Source organism: Citrobacter sp. Cpo030 (assembly GCF_030333005.1).
Taxonomy (GTDB): Bacteria; Pseudomonadota; Gammaproteobacteria; order Enterobacterales; family Enterobacteriaceae; genus Citrobacter; species Citrobacter portucalensis.
The window spans coordinates 23,912-40,821 of the sequence record NZ_JAOWGT010000056.1 but is presented as its reverse complement, the minus strand read 5'-3'; the positions used below and the strand labels follow the sequence as shown (position 1 = coordinate 40,821).

Annotated in this window: 10 protein-coding genes; all 10 read right to left on the bottom strand. The window is 54.4% G+C overall.

The features are described from left to right. Positions 1–268: 268 nt before the first annotated feature. Complete coding sequence (der, locus tag OGY37_RS09775) at positions 269–1,741, bottom strand: ribosome biogenesis GTPase Der (protein WP_003835168.1); 1,473 nt, start codon at positions 1,739–1,741, stop codon at positions 269–271. Between the two features lie 117 nt (positions 1,742–1,858). Next, on the bottom strand, positions 1,859–3,037 hold the full coding sequence (gene bamB, locus OGY37_RS09770; RefSeq protein WP_008785453.1) for an outer membrane protein assembly factor BamB: 1,179 nt from the start codon (positions 3,035–3,037) through the stop codon (positions 1,859–1,861). A gap of 10 nt (positions 3,038–3,047) precedes the next feature. Continuing rightward, positions 3,048–3,668: a YfgM family protein gene (locus tag OGY37_RS09765; protein WP_003835172.1), complete on the bottom strand. Its 621-nt coding sequence runs from the start codon at positions 3,666–3,668 to the stop codon at positions 3,048–3,050. A 13-nt stretch (positions 3,669–3,681) separates the two neighbouring features. Further along, complete coding sequence (gene hisS, locus OGY37_RS09760; RefSeq protein WP_003835173.1) at positions 3,682–4,956, bottom strand: histidine--tRNA ligase; 1,275 nt, start codon at positions 4,954–4,956, stop codon at positions 3,682–3,684. Positions 4,957–5,066: 110 nt separating this feature from the next. Next, complete coding sequence (gene ispG, locus OGY37_RS09755) at positions 5,067–6,185, bottom strand: flavodoxin-dependent (E)-4-hydroxy-3-methylbut-2-enyl-diphosphate synthase (protein ID WP_003037720.1); 1,119 nt, start codon at positions 6,183–6,185, stop codon at positions 5,067–5,069. A 26-nt stretch (positions 6,186–6,211) separates the two neighbouring features. After that, entirely contained in the window at positions 6,212–7,210 is a 999-nt protein-coding gene (gene rodZ, locus OGY37_RS09750; RefSeq protein WP_032944208.1) for a cytoskeleton protein RodZ, read from the bottom strand. A gap of 283 nt (positions 7,211–7,493) precedes the next feature. Then, positions 7,494–8,660: a dual-specificity RNA methyltransferase RlmN gene (gene rlmN / locus OGY37_RS09745; RefSeq protein ID WP_003037713.1), complete on the bottom strand. Its 1,167-nt coding sequence runs from the start codon at positions 8,658–8,660 to the stop codon at positions 7,494–7,496. Between the two features lie 251 nt (positions 8,661–8,911). Continuing rightward, positions 8,912–9,343, bottom strand: a complete 432-nt coding sequence (gene ndk, locus OGY37_RS09740; protein WP_003037710.1) for a nucleoside-diphosphate kinase — start codon at positions 9,341–9,343, stop codon at positions 8,912–8,914. 148 nt (positions 9,344–9,491) lie between these two features. Further along, the gene (gene pbpC / locus OGY37_RS09735; RefSeq protein ID WP_286620692.1) at positions 9,492–11,804 is read right to left on the bottom strand and encodes a peptidoglycan glycosyltransferase PbpC; all 2,313 of its coding nucleotides are present in this window, start codon (positions 11,802–11,804) and stop codon (positions 9,492–9,494) included. Further along, entirely contained in the window at positions 11,805–16,739 is a 4,935-nt protein-coding gene (locus OGY37_RS09730; RefSeq protein ID WP_286620690.1) for an alpha-2-macroglobulin family protein, read from the bottom strand. Between the last annotated feature and the right edge of the window lie 171 nt (positions 16,740–16,910).

Sequence of the window (16,910 nt, the reverse complement as noted above, 5' to 3'; positions counted from 1 at the left end):
AAACACCGAGATGTACGCCAGCCAGTTACGTATCTGACCGATTTTTTACATGCGGCGAAAAGTTATTTAACCATTTGATAACCTAAGGCTAGTTTTGTCTAGTACCAGCCCCCGGACTTTAAGATGAAAACTCGACAAATGTCTACTTTCTTAGATTTAAACTTGGCAAAAAACGAATAGTGATTGACATCGCACGGGCTGAGGTTGGCGTTGGAATAACGAAAAAAAACCCGCGACAAGCGCGGGTTTTCATCTGCATCAGCAACGATTACTTGCTTTTTTTGATGTGCTTAATCAAGCGCTTACGCTTACGCATCTGAGTCGGAGTCAGCGTATTGCGTTTGTTTGCAAACGGGTTTTCCCCTTCTTTGAACTGAATACGGATCGGCGTCCCCATTACGTCCAGAGATTTGCGGAAATAGTTCATCAGATAGCGCTTGTAAGAATCCGGCAGGTCTTTGACCTGGTTGCCGTGAATCACCACGATTGGCGGGTTATAACCACCAGCATGGGCATATTTCAGCTTCACGCGACGACCACGCACCAGCGGCGGCTGATGATCTTCTACTGCCATGGTCATGATGCGCGTCAGCATCGCGGTGCTCACGCGACGGGTGGAGCTGTCATACGCTTCGCGAACCGATTCAAACAGATTACCCACACCGCTGCCGTGCAGCGCAGAGATAAAGTGTACGCGCGCAAAATCAATAAAGCCCAGACGGAAGTCCAGCGTCTCTTTGACCTGCTCTTTTACTTCCTGCGTCAGGCCATCCCACTTGTTCACAACGATAACAAGTGAGCGCCCACTATTGAGGATAAAGCCCAGCAGCGACAGGTCCTGATCGGAAATCCCTTCGCGCGCGTCAATCACCAGCATCACCACGTTGGCATCTTCAATCGCCTGCAACGTTTTGATCACTGAGAATTTTTCTACCGCTTCGGTAATTTTGCCGCGCTTACGCACGCCCGCGGTATCGATGAGCACATATTCGCGCTCATCGCGCTGCATCGGAATATAAATACTGTCACGCGTGGTTCCCGGCATGTCGTAAACCACTACGCGGTCTTCGCCGAGAATACGGTTAGTAAGTGTGGACTTACCTACGTTAGGACGGCCGACAATTGCCAGTTTAATCGGCAAATCCTGCGGGTTGAAATCGTCTTCTGGCTCTTCTTCACCGTTTTCTTTGGCTTCCAGCTGCGCCCAGTATTCTGCGTCTTCATCCACTTCTTCCTGAGGAGCGACGTCATCCATCCACGGCAGCAGAACATGCTCCAGCAGGCTGAGAACGCCACGACCATGGGATGCCGCGATCGGATAAATTTCACCCAGACCCAGAGAGTAGAAATCAACAACCGCCTGGTCAGGATCGAGTCCGTCAGTTTTGTTGGCGACCAGGAACGTCGGTTTCTGGCGCGAACGCAGATGTTTAGCAATAGCTTCATCCGCAGGCATCAGGCCAGCACGCGCATCCACCATGAACAGCACAACGTCTGCTTCTTCGATAGCCAACAGCGACTGTTCCGCCATACGGGTTTCAACACCGTCTTCGGTGCCATCAATACCGCCGGTATCAATACAGATAAACTCACGGCCTTCAATTTCCGCACGACCGTACTTACGGTCACGAGTCAGACCCGGGAAATCCGCAACCAGCGCATCTCGGGTGCGAGTTAGACGGTTAAATAACGTGGATTTGCCAACGTTAGGGCGCCCGACAAGCGCGACCACAGGTACCATGTTTAAAGCCTCATTTAAAAAATCATCAGACAACGGGCACATTTTTGCGCCGTTGTTAAAAACAGTAAAACGGCCCCTGCACCAGGAGCCGTTTTTCAAAGCGAGCGGCCGGGACGATTAACGCGTAATGGAGTACAGCGTACCGTCTTTCGCCTGGATCAGCAGTTTACCATCAGCAGAGACCGGCTCGGTCAGGAAACCTGAGCTGTCGACTTTCTGCTGGGCAACAAAACGACCATCGTCAACGTTAATCCAGTGCAGGTAGCCTTCGCTATCACCGACGACCAGATTGCCATTATACAATACCGGGGACGTCAGCAGACGGTGCAGCAGATCGCTTTGCGTCCACAGCGTCACGCCGCCATCGGTGGTCAGCGCCAGTACGCGGTCATTCTGGTCAACCAAGTAGATACGGTTACCGTCGACGATGAAATCATTCACCGAGCCTAGTTCGCGTTTCCACATAATTTGACCGCTGCGCAGATCCAGCGCCGTCAGGTTACCATTATAAGCCAGCGCGTAAACAACGCCATTGACGATAACCGGCGTGGTATCAACGTCGCTCAGACGATCGATTTCCGTTGGGCCTGTCGCCTGAGAGATACGCTGCTGCCAAATCATCTGGCCTTGCTGCATCAGCACGGCGCTCACGCGACCGTTATCACCGCCGACAATAGCTGCGCCAAAGGCAGTTGCCGGAGCGGATTCACCACGCAGAGACAGGGAAGGCATGTCGAGGTTAACGGTCCATTTGATGGCGCCATCAGCTTCGTTTAATGCCTGCAACTGGCCGTTGCTGGTGTGGATCAGTACTACGCCATCGCTCACAACAGGACGAGACAGCGCTTCACCGGCGACTTTCGTCTGCCATGCGGTGGTACCGTCGCTGGTATTCAACGCATAAACCTGTGCTTTTTCGCTGCCAATGTAAACATGTCCGCCAGACACGGTTACACCGCCAGAAAGCTGTGCAGATGCACGGGAGAACCAGCCGTCTTTCTCACCCAGATTCACAGACCAGACTTCTTTACCGTCGCCTGCGTTCAATGCTTTCACTACACCAGCGCGATCGGCTGCATAGACAACGTTATCCGCCAGCGCAGGGTGAAGATTGGAATAGAAATCACCAATACCGTTACCTACGGAGGTGCTCCATTCCGTAGACGGAGTAAACTGGTTTTCAACCACCGGTAATGGGGACATCTTAACGACATCTTCTTCGCCACTAAACAGTGAACAGCCGCTCAATAGGGTAACGGAAAGCAGCCCTGGCAGAAGTAATTTACGCAATTGCATCGGGTCCCTCTCAGATGGACAAATTATTGATTTTCATCTGCATCATTTCGCTCAGAGCAGGAGAGGCATCGCTTTTCACACCCGCTTCCCATGCGCTACGCGCACCTTGTTTGTCGCCTTTACTCAGCAACGCTTCACCGCGCAGATCGGCAACAATAGCCGTCCACCCTTCACCTTTAATGGTGTCGAGCGTTTTCAGCGCGGTATCAGCCTGTTTAAGCTGAACCTGAACACGAGCCAGACGCAGGTTAATCACCGCTTTGAGATTCTCATCGCTGGTTGCAGCTAAGCCCTGTTGCAGCTGACTTGCGGCTTTCTCAAGTTCATTTTGGTCAACAAACTGCTGCGCCAGTTCCAGTGAAGCCAGCGCGCCGTAGGTATTTTTATTCTCTGCAGCAAATTTCTCAGCGGCAGGAATGCTGTCCGGTTTACCCGCGCTAACCGCAGTCACCGTATTTTGATACGCCAGAGAAGCAGAGCGTGCGGACTCCGTCTGATGGCTGGTCCAGTAACGCCAACCAACCAGCGCGCCAACCCCTAAAATGATCCCAACAGCCAGCGCCTTGCCGTTTTCAGCAAAGAAGCGTTTTACCGCATCAACCTGGTCGTGTTCGTTCTCGTAAATTTCCACGCTGTCCTTCTCCTTAGCCCAGTAAAGTGCGCAAATGCGCGGCAACGCTATCCTGCGCTACTGCCGTTTGCTCACCAGAGCGCAAATCCTTCACTACAACAGTACCGTCAGCCACTTCGGACTCGCCCAGTACCAGTGCAACGCGGGCGCCCCACTTATCGGCACGGGCAAACTGTTTCTTAAAGTTGCCGCCACCGTGGTTTGTCATCAGTTTCACACCAGGAACTTCATCGCGCAGACGTTCTGCAAGCGTCATTGCCGCCGACTGCGTGTCCGCCCCTGAAGCAACCAGGTATATATCGACAACAGGATCTGCGTTAAATTCCGGATTAACTGCCTGAACTAACAAAACAAGTCGTTCCAGACCCATAGCAAAGCCCACGGCAGGCGTTGCACGACCGCCAAGTTGCTCTACCAGACCGTCGTAACGACCACCGGCACACACGGTGCCCTGAGAGCCCAGGCTGCTGGTGACCCACTCAAATACGGTGCGGTTGTAGTAATCAAGACCACGAACCAGACGCTGATTGACGGTGTAGGCAATGCCTGCGGATTCCAGCAGTTTGCACAAGCCCGCGAAGTGCTCGCGAGAGTCGTCATCAAGATAGTCGCCCAGTGCAGGCGCGTCGTTGAGCAGCGCCTGTACTTCCGGGTTTTTGGAGTCGAGAACGCGCAGCGGATTGGTGTACATACGACGCTTGCAGTCTTCGTCCAGTTTCTCTTTGTGTAATTCCAGGTAGGCGACCAGCGCATCACGGTAGTTAGCGCGGGCTTCAAGCGAACCGATTGAGTTCAGCTCAAGGCTAACATGCTGAGAAATACCCAGCGCGCGCCACCAGCGAGCGGTCAGCATAATCAGCTCCGCATCGATGTCCGGGCCTTGCAGGCCAAATACTTCGACACCCAGCTGATGGAATTGACGATAGCGTCCTTTCTGCGGACGTTCGTGGCGGAACATCGGCCCGATATACCACAGACGCTGTTCCTGATTGTACAGGAGACCATGTTCGATGCCGGCGCGTACGCAGCCCGCAGTCCCTTCAGGACGCAACGTCAGGCTGTCGCCATTACGGTCCTCAAAGGTATACATCTCTTTTTCAACCACGTCGGTAACTTCACCGATCGCGCGTTTGAATAACGGGGTCTGCTCTACAATCGGCAAGCGGATTTCACTGTAACCGTAGCTACCGAGCACGTTTTTGAGAGTGCCTTCAATGCGCTGCCAGATGGCGGTTTCGCCAGGCAGATAATCGTTCATGCCGCGAATGGCTTGAATGTTTTTTGCCACGTTTATTCTCTTTATGAATATAAAAATGAACCCTCAGCGCTAACCCGAACAATGCGGGCGCCATGCGGGTTCAATCATACACGGGAAGCACGCCGCTTCCCATCACGTTGTTATTTTTCAAGCTGCTGCACGTCGATACGACGCGCTTCGTCCAGAATACTCGCTTTAGCGCGGATGCGGGCTTCAAGCTGCGTAATCATGTCGTCGTTATCGAGTCTGTCCTTACGCACGCCGTCTTCATACAGGCCGCTTTTCTTGTTACCGCCCGTCACGCCCAGCGTAGAAACCAGCGCTTCACCAGGACCGTTTACCACGCAGCCGATGATCGAAACGTCCATTGGCGTAATGATATCTTCCAGGCGTTGCTCCAGCGCGTTAACCGTACCAATAACGTCAAACTCCTGACGCGAACAGGTTGGGCAAGCGATGAAGTTGATCCCGCGCGCGCGAATGCGCAGCGATTTCAGGATATCGAAACCCACTTTGATCTCTTCCACCGGATCGGCTGCCAGAGAAACACGCAGCGTATCGCCGATCCCTTCAGATAACAGCAGGCCAAGGCCGATCGCGGACTTCACCGAACCACTACGCAGGCCACCGGCTTCGGTGATCCCCAGATGCAGCGGTTGATCGATCTGTTTCGCCAGCAGGCGATAGGATTCTACGGCGAGGAAAACGTCAGACGCTTTAACACTGACTTTGAATTGATCGAAGTTCAGACGATCGAGGTGATCCACGTGGCGCATAGCGGATTCCAGCAGCGCCTGCGGCGTCGGTTCACCGTATTTTTCCTGCAGATCTTTTTCCAGCGATCCGGCGTTGACGCCGATACGGATAGGAATATTTTTATCACGAGCGCAATCCACCACCATGCGAATACGCTCTTCACTGCCGATATTACCTGGGTTAATACGCAAGCAATCAACACCGTATTCCGCTACCTTCAGCGCGATACGATAGTCGAAGTGAATATCGGCAACCAGCGGGACGTTAACCTGCTGTTTGATAAGCTTGAACGCTTCTGCGGCATCCATTGTCGGTACAGAGACACGAACAATGTCTGCGCCTACGCGTTCCAGCGCTTTAATCTGATTAACCGTCGCTTCCACATCCGTGGTACGCGTATTAGTCATAGACTGTACGGCGATGGGCGCACCATCGCCGATCGGCACGTTCCCAACGTAAATGCGTGTCGATTTTCTACGTTGAATTGGAGCCTGGTTATGCATTAAAAAATCTCCCGCATTGCCGTCTGTTACTGAGCCGGTGATTGTTCGGCATTAACGGTCAGACGCGCAACCTGGTTAGTTCTGATAAAACGACTCAGATCGACAGGTTTACCCTGGAACTGAATCTGCACTGCCGCCGGGGCGCCAATTTTCAGTTTGTACGGCGCTTGACCGGTCAGGTTTAGATTGCCGTCTTTACGCTGCATCCCGCTGAACAGTTTTTTACCGGTCGCATCGGTTACTTCCAGCCAGCAATCGGCGGTAAAGTTCATCACCAGCGCGTTAGGATCGGCTGCAGGTGTAGTCACACCTGCCTGATCGGTCGGCAGAGGAGCCGCTGTAGCTGGCGCTGTTGGCGCTGCGGTTGCGGTATCGACGTTAGCCTGAGATGGGGCAACAACGGCGTTCTGTTGCGCATCAGCGGCGGGTGCCGGGGTCGCAGCAACGTCTGGCGTTGGCGCTGCGTCCGCCACCGCACCATCGTCAGGAGCCGGAGGGGTATCCTGCCCTGCTGCTGCGCTGGTATCTAACGGTACGTTCTGCGCACCCTCTTTACCGGCATTCAGCTCAGCAGAGGATTGATCGGCCATGGTGGTGATCTCTTCCTGCTGCGCTTTATGGTTCTGCCACCACCAGGCGCCTGTCAGTCCGACAACGACAAACAGCACCAGCCAGGTAAAGGTCATTAACCAGCCGTCACGTTTCTTACGACGCTTACCGAGCGAAAAGCTCTGCATCGGTGCGACCTTAGCTGGTCGAATCGGAGCCTGTTTTTCCAGCCCTGGCAACAGTTCTTCTTCAGGAATATGCACCAGACGCGCATAAGAACGGATATACCCGCGCAGGAATGTTGAAGCAAGATCGGCTGGCGCCTTATCTTCTTCAATATCGCGTACCGTGGAGACCTTCAGGCAAAGTCGCTCCGCGACTGCCTGCTGGCTGAATCCGAGTTGTTCACGGGCATTGCGCAGACGAACGCCGGTGGATAGTGTTTCATTTTTGTCGTGCGTGGCTTCAGTATTCATTCGCTACAGCTGCGTAAATTTGGGTTCTGATGCCGGCGAGCCACAATGCTCACCCACACCGCGAAACATCTGGTCAGTTAACCTTCGTCAGACAGTATAAAACGGTCAGACTATCAATGACAAAACGGCGTAAACCTGAGGGCTAAACACTTGTTACGCCGTTACATACTGCCTTAAAGTCGACAAAAACGCACCGTTATTATTGACCTGACGACGACAACAAAAAACCTCATATGGCTTACGTTGCACTACGGTACAGGAATTATACCGTAGTGCGCCAACATCAAACGGTCTTAATGTCGATAGCGTCGCCCTGCATACGCTTACGCAGAGTACGCTTGGTACGGTCGATAACGTCGCCCGCCAGCTGACCGCAGGCTGCATCGATGTCATCACCACGTGTTTTACGCACGATGGTAGTGAAACCATAGCTCATCAACACTTTGGAGAAACGATCGATACGGCTGTTAGAACTACGGCCATACGGCGCGCCCGGGAACGGGTTCCACGGGATCAGGTTGATCTTACACGGCGTATCTTTCAGCAGTTCTGCCAGCTGATGCGCGTGTTCAGTGCCATCATTGATGTGATCTAACATCACATACTCAATGGTTACACGACCCTGGTTAGCGTTGGACTTCTCCAGATAACGACGAACCGCACCAAGGAATGTTTCGATATTGTACTTTTTGTTGATAGGTACAATTTCGTCACGAATTTCATCGTTCGGCGCATGCAGAGAAATCGCCAGCGCGACGTCAATCATATCACCCAGCTTATCCAGCGCAGGGACAACGCCTGAGGTGGAGAGCGTGACGCGACGCTTGGACAGCCCAAAACCGAAGTCATCGAGCATGATTTCCATCGCCGGAACCACGTTGGTCAGGTTGAGCAACGGCTCGCCCATCCCCATCATCACCACGTTGGTAATAGGACGCACGCCCGTAGCCTTCACCGCACCAACGATCTTCGCCGCGCGCCAGACCTGACCAATGATCTCCGATACCCGTAGGTTACGGTTAAAGCCCTGTTGCGCCGTAGAGCAGAATTTACACTCTAATGCGCACCCGACCTGTGAAGAAACACACAGGGTCGCACGATCGTCTTCCGGGATATACACCGTTTCAACGCGCTGATCGCCAACCGCGATAGCCCATTTGATCGTACCGTCAGAAGAACGCTGCTCTTCCACCACTTCCGGGGCGCGAATTTCAGCCACTTCTTTCAGCTTGTTACGCAGCACCTTGTTGATGTCAGTCATGTCATCAAAGTTGTCGCTGCAATAGTGGTACATCCACTTCATGACCTGATCGGCACGAAACGGTTTTTCGCCCATCTCTTTGAAGAATTCGCGCATTTGCTGACGGTTCAGATCCAGCAGGTTAATTTTTCCATTTTTATTTGGAACCGCAGGAATGACGACTTCAGAGGTGTTAACTAATTCAGACATAATTTTTTCCGGCCTCGTTGTTACACGTTGTGGCCCGTGGAGGGTTAAAAAGAAACGCCCCGGCAAGCGATCTGCTCTTCCGGGGCGTTGCATTGTACAAAGTCTGGCGCAGGGATGCCACGTTTGCACGAAGCATTAGCGAAAATAATATGTAAAGGAAGATCGTAGGCCTGATAAGACGCATCAGCGTCGCCACCAGGCAAAGCAGAGCCGGATGCGCAAACGCTTATCCGGCCTACAGGACGAGCTTATTAGCGCGTACGCGGGCAAACCTCGCCTTCACCAAAGAAATAGGCGATTTCGCGCGCCGCTGACTCAACGGAGTCGGAACCGTGAGTACCGTTCTCGGTGAAGCTGTCAGCATAGTCTGCACGCAGAGTACCAGCCAGCGCATTCGCCGGGTTGGTTGCGCCCAGCAGATCGCGATGACGCTGTACGGCATTTTCGCTTTCCAGAACAGAAACAACGATCGGACCGGAGGTCATAAATTCAACCAGACCGTCAAAGAACGGTTTGCCATCGTGCTCAGCATAGAAGCCACGTGCCTGCTCAACGGTCAGGTGCAGCATTTTAGTGCCGACAATTTTGAACCCTGCTGCTTCAAAGCGCGCAAAGATGCTCCCAATAACGTTTTTTGCCACCGCGTTTGGTTTGATGATGGAAAAAGTACGTTCAATAGCCATGATAACCTCTGTAATGTGTTCTGTTGTTGTCTATATAGATGTACGACCTGGCGCGGATTATAAAGAGCATCCCGGCAATTGACTATTGATGAAGGTAACATTTCTTTAAAATAAGATGAATTTTAGCAACAAACAGTCACCAACTGATCTACTGCATCGAAAATCTCACCGTCGCTACCTGACCAGCGTCATCCATCACCAGCAGTTGATAATCCCCTTTAGTCGCCAGCCGTAGCGTAAGACGACGTCCACGTTCTTCCAGCCTTTCACCGTTAAGAAACCACCAGCGTTCACCACTCCCACCACTGGTTTGCACCGGCAATGAGGCTTGAGCAGAACCGGGTAAACGCTTCACAATCGCGCCATCACGAATACCTGTCAACTGCAACGGCTGTGAAGCGTCTTGTCCCAGCGGCGGACACGTGGCAGAAACTGGCGGTAATCTCGCCCCACGGCGTTCTGATTCCGGTAGCCATGGCTCCAGCGGCAACGGCCAGACGATTAACGTTTGCTCGTGCGCCTGCGGGCAATCCGCCGCCACACGTTTGCCTTCATCATCCAGCCAGACAGGAAAACGAATGCCATTAACGCCTTCCTGCACGGGCAATAATAACGTTGGCGGCTGACTGCCATCCAGTAACCAGGTTGCCAGACGGCGACGGCAGTTGCTGTCTCCGGGGGCAAGGGATTGCCCGCCCGGCCAGCACACCACGCCGCGACTCACGGATTCAGGACGAGGATCTTCCGGCTGATTTGTCCCGCGAGAGAGCAAAAGATTGTTGACCTGATTGAGCAGCGGCACGGCGCTGGCAAATCCAAACTGGCCCACCACCGGCGTTCCGTCTGGTCTGCCAGTCCAGATACCGATCACATAACGAGCGTTAACGCCAATCGCCCACGCATCGCGATAGCCATAGCTGGTGCCCGTTTTCCACGCCAGCGGAACCACTCTGCTCAGCGCGTTATCGGGCAATGGTTGCGCTTCGTCAGCCATAATGCGGCGAATAATCCACGCCGCACCCGCCGACATCAATGGACGTTCAAGCAGTGGGTCGCCCGGCTGCAGACGCAGTTTTCCCGCTTTTCCCTGACGGGCAAAGGCGCTGTACGCTGCAGCCATATCTTCCAGCCTTGCCCCCGCGCCACCTAAAATCAGCGACAGATTCGGCGCGGCCCCTGCGGGCAGATACAGCGGTAAGCCGACGTTACGTAACGATGCGGCAAAACGCTTCGGACCATAAGCTTCGAGTACCTGCACGGCGGGTAAATTCAACGACCTTACCAGCGCTTCGCTCATGCTCACCGGGCCATGAAAACCGCTGTCAAAATTCCCCGGCCGATAGTCCCCGGTACGCCGCGGCACATCCTGCAACAACGAAGCGGGATGAATGAGTCCGTCATCCAGCGCCAGACCGTAAACAAACGGCTTCAGCACCGAGCCTGGCGAACGGATCGCATTCACCATATCCACATGACCAAAGCGGGAGTCGTCATTCATATCTACCGACCCCACCCAACCACGCACGCTCATATCGGTGTGATCGACCACAATCATTGCCAGCGAACTGCGTGCAGGTAAGCGCCCCTTCCAGTTCTGCGCCAGCTCTTCCAGTTGACGCTGCAATCCGGCATCAAGGGTAGTCACGATTTTATCGCTCCGGCTTTTTCCCAGCATCATGCGCGAGAATAACGGCGCTAACTGCGGCATTTGCCGGGGCGCCAGCCAGACTGGCTCTTCACGCGACTCCTGTACCTGTCTGGCAGGCCAAATGCCCTGGGTCGCCATACGTTCGAGCACTTTATTACGCGCCGCTTCAGCACGGTCCGGCCAACGGTCCGGGCGCAGGCGACTCGGTGCCTGTGGCAAAACAGCCAGCAGCGCGGCATCGGAGTAACTCAATTGCGCGGGTGATTTACCAAGATAGGCCCAGCTTGCCGCCCCCACACCCTGCAGCGTACCGCCAAACGGCGCACGGTTGAGATACAGTGTCAGGATGTCGCGTTTGGAGAGATGCCATTCCAGCTGCAATGCGCGCCAGAGCTGGCGAAACTTGCCGCCAAAGGTTCGCGGATGAGGATCGAGTAATCGTGCGACCTGCATGGTGAGCGTACTGCCGCCCGAAACCACGCGCCCAGAGGAGAGGTCCTGCCATGCTGCGCGCAGTACTGAAAACGGATTGACGCCGGGATGCTTCCAGAACCAGCGGTCTTCGTAGTTAATTAGCGCCTCAAGGTAGCGGGGCGACACCTCATCAATCGTTACCGGATACCGCCAGATACCTTCGGCATCGGCAAAGCGCCAGAGTGGCGTACCATCATGTGCCACCACGACCCGTGCCGGATCGACTTCGTGCAAGGGCAGCGGCCAGATTTTATCTGCCGCCCAAACTGCCGCCACAATCAATAGCGCAACGGCTGCCAGCCAGAGCCAGCAGCCGCGTTTACCCAACCCGCGCATCATTTACGGTCTGACAATCAAAAGTCCCTCTGTCGCACCGGTCGCGCGCCACTGCGGAACATACATTGATTCCACCTGTGGGACGGGAACCTGGTAGGTCCCCGGCGTCACCGCTCGCGCCAGATACACCAGCGTAACCGGTTGTCCTTCATTGACCGCCACCGCAGCGACAAAGCGATCGTCACGGAACTCAACGTGCTGGATATCTGCCTGCTGCATCTGATTAAGCAGATTCGCCACTTCGCTGCCGCTATCCTGCAGGCTGGCGCTGCCGTTGGCCAGATTCTGGTTTTCCAGTTCCAGTCCTGCTGGCAGTAAGTCAACCACCAGTGCATCCGGCACATTCTGGCTGGCTTTCACCTCCAGCCAGACCAGCACCAGCTCGCCGCTACGCAGAGAATCCAGCGATTTGCTGTTTCCGTCGAGCCCCAGAATTTGACGCTCAATATGCAGAACGTTGCTGGCAGGCGTCGGTGAGGTTTGCGGATAACCGCTCACATCCAGACGCAGCCACAGCGGTTGATTACCGGTATTGGTGACGCTCAGCGTAGACAGCGCATCGGCATCCAGATTACGCGTCTGTGATTTCTCCCCGGCTAACGGTTGCTCCGAGAATGACGTTTGCGCCTGCCATGTGCCTGGCAAGTCCTGTAACGTACGCGCGGCAAGGAACAACGCATTATTTTCCTGAGTCGAGAGCCAGCGCTGCCCAAAGGCCTGTTCTGACAACGTGTTCAGCAGCGTATTCTGCACGTCAGGTTTGAGCTTGTTCTCTTCGAGCAAGGCCAGCATCAACGCGTTATCCCGCAACGCACTGCCGTAATCCGCCATCCACTGTTGCGTATCGCGGCGCGGCGTATTCAGCGCTACCGTCAACGCCTGTTCACTGCGGTTAGCATCGCCCATATTTTTCAGCGCGATTCCCAGTTGTAACAGCGGTAAACCAGAGGCCGCTTGCGCACGACGCTCCCAGATCTCACGCAATGCGCCGAGCGGGGCTTTTTGCTGACGCGCCAGAACCAACGCGGCGTAGGCTTGTACGGCAAACCGGCTTGCTGAAGAGTCGTCGGTATAGCGAATCGACAACATTCCTGGATCCTGCAAATAGCGCAGCAGCCGCTCGTTGCCACGGTTAATGACCTCTACCGGGACGCTGTAGCCCTGTTCATTTGCCCGAACGAGGAAATCCATGACATACGCGGTCAGCCAGTACTCTTCCGACCCGTTTTTATCCCACAACGCGAAACCGCCGTTATCACGCTGCATCTGCACTAAACGAGAAATCCCAATATCGACTGCAGCACGGCGTTTTTCATCGCTATCACCCACAATACCTAACGCCTTCAATTGCGCAGCGTTGGTGTATAAGGATGGGAACAACCCGCTCGCCGTTTGCTCCAGGCAGCCGTAAGGGTAAGCCTTCAGTTCGCGGATATAACGCGCCAGATTTAGCGGCGGCTTACCGCTGAACAGCAGTTGTCCCTGCATCGTTGCAGGGGAGAAATTGGTCAGTTCTTCGCCCGGAAGCTGCCAGGTTGCGCCCGGCTGAAGTGCGACACCGTTATTAACGGTTTGCGCCGGGAACGCCGGACGCACGCCAATCTTCCACTGTTTATGCTGAACTGGCAGCGTTTCACCCGGTAAAGTCAGACCGCTAATTTCTGCCTGAATTTCGCCATCGCCAAACCCCTCCCGCGCACGCACCGGAATAAACAACGTAGTCCGTACGCCTGGTGCCAGATTTACCGGAGCAGGATCTTGCCCCATCAGCTCCAGTAAGCCATTGGACGCGAGCTTAATATTCAGCGTTTGCGGTTTGTCAGTCAGGTTAGTCACGTCCAGCGTCAGGCGCGAGGTATCGCCTCCCGCCAGAAAACGCGGCATATTCAGTTCAGCAATTACCGGCGCGGCAACAATCACCTTGCTTTCACTACTGCCAAAGTCATCCGCCGTCCAGGCCTGTGCCATTACCCGTAGCTCGCCGTTGAAATCACCAATCGGTAGCGTCACCGTACCTTCGCCCTGCTCGTTGAGCGTGACCGGCAGCGCCTGTTGCGCCACGATATTGACGTGATTAACCGGTGGCTTACCGCCGCGTTTTAATTCATCGCCATCTCCACCAAAGCGCAGCGCCGCCAGCCGCCCTTGCCCTTCGATCACCTGGCCGTAAATATCATAAATATCCGCGCCATAGCGTTTTTGCCCGAAAAACGCCTGCCACGGATCTGGCGTGGCGTAATCGGTAATGTTCAACACCCCGCTATCAACGGCAGAGACCAGCACGTTAACCTGTTTTGGTACGTCGCCATTTTTGACGCTGGCTTTAATCTTGACGGTCAACGGCTGGTTTGGCCGTATTTTCGCCGGGTTTTCCAGCGCCAGCGTCAGACGACGGTTTTCATCACCTAACGGCAAATGCAGTAAACCGACCGCCCGTTTTGGCGTGGCCGAACGGGACTTGTCGCCAGGACGAACCACCAGCGCACTGAGATACAAATCGTGGCGATTCCAGGTTTTATCGATTGGGATGGAGATATCGAGACCATCCGCCGGTACGTCTATTTCTTGCCACCACAGCGGGCCTTCGCTGGATTCCACCATCGCATAACCTTTGCCAGCAGCGGGAGCGGCAACGTGCAGCTTCATGGTATCGCCAGGACGATAGCTGGGTTTGTCCAGTTTCAGAGTCACGCGATCGGGACGCACAGCCCCACTGCCATCGCTGTTATCCTGCCAGCTATAACCTGCCCAGAAGCGTACGCTGCTCACCGCATCATTCGGGGCTTTCACTTCCAGACGATAGGCACCCCACTCAACCGGGAAGCTGACTTTACCGGTTTCATCGGCCTTAAGATCCAGAGTCTGCTCACCTTCAACCAGATCCTTTTGATCGAACTGTGATTGCCAGCCCTCGCCTTCAGACCAGTTCCAGTAGTAATCCCGGCGCTCGCGGATCAAACGCACCTGCAAACCGGACACCGCTTTTTTCTCGCCCTGCGCATCGGCATAAACAATGTCGAAAGCGGCGTTGCTGTTTTCATCAACGATAGGCTGATTCACAGTGGTATCAGTGCGGTAGTCATAGACGGCTTTTGCCGCAAACTGCGGACGAATACCCGGCAGCGTGTCCGCAGGCCAGATGGCTTGTTCAGCCCGACGCGTCACCGGGCGGCCACCAGATTCCAGCAGGCTGGCTTGCAGGATCACCTGTAACGGAGAATGCGTCTCCTGCCATTGGCTGTTGGTGGTCACTTCGCCGCGACCGTGTTCATCCAGCGTAAGCTGAACTTCATCGAGGCTGCGGGACAGGTTTTCTTCGGCAATATTACCAAATTGGAACCCCGGCAATGCCTGCACCGCTTCGCGCAGCGGGCGCAGGAAAAGCTGTCCTTGCAGAGCATTGCCGTTAGCGGGCGCGCCGTACAGGTAGTAGCCCACTACCGAGAACTTCACTTCATCAGCCGGAGCTACCGGAATCTTATTGGCGGAGAGATTGAGCGCCATCCGCTCAGGCATAAAATCTTCGACGTGGAAATCCCACATCCGTGACTGGTTGTCGCCCGTATTAGCACGAATATGCCACATACCGGTTGGCGCGTTAGTGTCCAGCGGCCAGCTAAAGCGGTACAGACCGTTCTCCGGCTGGCTAACCACCGAACGTAACACTTGCCCGTCGGGCTTTACGACCTCCAGCTTCACCGGCTGGTCGGGCAACGTTTTGCCGTCGCTGTCACGCAGTAATCCGTTGAGGATCACCGTTTCGCCAGGACGATAGAGGTCACGGGGACCAAACATAAAGAACTGTTTGCTGTATCCCGGTGCACCGGCAATATCAAATTCAGCCAGATCCAACGCCGGGAGTTTCAAATCCAGCAGCGTGGTTTGCCCGTCTTTGCGGGCCAGCAATAAAGCCGCGTCTTTATCAGTCTCCAGTTTGACATGACCCTGCGCGTCGCTGGTAGCCTGCGCCAGCGTCTGTCCTTTTTCGTTGAGTAACGTGACCTCAATACCCTGCTGCGCAGCGCCATTTTCCAGACTCTGTGTAAAGACATCCAGTTGATTATGGTAACGGTGCGCAGACACACCAATATCGCTGAGCGTGAACAGCGTAGCGGCATTACTGTAGTTGTATTGTCCAGCCTGATTCATCACCGCGATGTAAACACCTGCTTGCTGCAACGGCTTGATATCGCTCAACGGCAGCAGCAGCTTCTCACGGGTGTTACGCGCAGGATTGAGATCAAAGCGTCCGGTATACACCAGTTCCGCCATTTTCAGCAGATTGTCAGATTCCCAGTTCGTCAACGAATTGCGGTATTCCCACTGGCTGACAAATGCGCCGAGCGATTCAGGCTTCACGCGAAAGAAGTTCACATCCACGCTGTTAACGTTGAGGGCCATTACCGGCAGGCCTTCAATTACTTTTCCCGGCAGCAGCGAGCCGCGACTGGCAAACCCTACGCTTGGCTGTACATCGCGGGTGGTAATGTTTTTTTCATAATCAATAGCGAACGTCGCTTTATTCAGCGCCAGCAAATCACGCTCAATGGTCACCACCAGTTCCCGGTTAGGTTCCAGATGGCGTAAGCGCAGCTCTTTCAGATTTGGCGCCAGCTCCCAGGCACCATCCACTTTGCCGCTTTTTTTATCAACAACGTGCACGACGCGGGAAAAATCTTGTTCTGGATCGAGGGGAATGGAGAAGGTCAAAACGAGCGTTGCCGCACCGTCGAGCTGGACCTCTGAGGCATCCAGCAGCGTCAGCGACTTGCCCTGGCTTTGCTGCACCAGCTTTTGTAATTGAGCTTTATCTTTTGCTGGCGCAGTCTGTGGCGCAGGTGCATCAGGTTTCGCAGCCGTCGGTGATTTTTCGTTATTATTATCGCACCCGACCAGTGCCAGCATCAGCATGCAGGCCGCTACGCGTAAATGTTTCATTTTTCATCCCTGGCCGTAGTGGCCCGTTAGCTACGTAGAACAACTATTATGCGTCAGATTTCCGGCTGTGGAAGTCAGTAACTGAACAACGTTGTCTTAATTTAAGTGATTAATGTGGATTCACCTGACAAATCAGCCTGTTTTACTTGTCGCTTTACGGTAAACATCCGA

Bases quoted from the DNA above. Each gene is read 5' to 3' on its own strand.
- OGY37_RS09730 (WP_286620690.1), bottom strand. From the start codon at position 16,739: ATGAAACATTTACGCGTAGCGGCCTGCATGCTGATGCTGGCACTGGTC.
- pbpC (WP_286620692.1), bottom strand. From the start codon at position 11,804: ATGATGCGCGGGTTGGGTAAACGCGGCTGCTGGCTCTGGCTGGCAGCC.
- rodZ (WP_032944208.1), bottom strand. From the start codon at position 7,210: ATGAATACTGAAGCCACGCACGACAAAAATGAAACACTATCCACCGGC.
- ispG (WP_003037720.1), bottom strand. From the start codon at position 6,185: ATGCATAACCAGGCTCCAATTCAACGTAGAAAATCGACACGCATTTAC.
- rlmN (WP_003037713.1), bottom strand. From the start codon at position 8,660: ATGTCTGAATTAGTTAACACCTCTGAAGTCGTCATTCCTGCGGTTCCA.
- ndk (WP_003037710.1), bottom strand. From the start codon at position 9,343: ATGGCTATTGAACGTACTTTTTCCATCATCAAACCAAACGCGGTGGCA.
- bamB (WP_008785453.1), bottom strand. From the start codon at position 3,037: ATGCAATTGCGTAAATTACTTCTGCCAGGGCTGCTTTCCGTTACCCTA.
- der (WP_003835168.1), bottom strand. From the start codon at position 1,741: ATGGTACCTGTGGTCGCGCTTGTCGGGCGCCCTAACGTTGGCAAATCC.